The following is a 366-nucleotide window of genomic DNA, read 5'->3' as shown; positions in this document are numbered from 1 at the left end:
TACTTGCGCGACCCTCAATTGCAGCGTGATGTCCACCGCTCGGAAAACCGCATTGAGTCCTACCACCAGCTGCGCTCGACCATCGCCCAGGTTAACGGTAAAAAGGAACTTACCGGACGTACCGACCCGGATGTGGACATCAGCAACCAGTGTGGCCGGCTGATTGCCAATGTGGTAATCGCTTGCAACTCGATGCTGCTGTCGGGACTGCTTGGCCGGTGTATGGCAACGGGGAACGGCAAGGCATTGGATTTGGTCAGACGGATTTCACCGGCGGCGTGGCAGCACCTGCATTTTCTGGGGCACTATGCCTTCAGAGACAAGCGCAATCCGCTTGATTTGGAGGCTGTTTTGGCGGGGATTGAC

General features: G+C 56.8%; 1 protein-coding gene. It reads left to right on the top strand.

The features are described from left to right. On the top strand, positions 1-366 hold a 366-nt coding region (locus C5P05_RS03330), incomplete at both ends, for a Tn3 family transposase (RefSeq protein WP_157979204.1).

Origin of the sequence: Rhodoferax ferrireducens (assembly GCF_003347515.1) — a bacterium.
Lineage (GTDB): Bacteria > Pseudomonadota > Gammaproteobacteria > Burkholderiales > Burkholderiaceae_C > Rhodoferax.
The sequence above is the reverse complement of the archived record's forward strand: the minus strand, read 5'-3'. Positions and strand labels throughout refer to the sequence as shown.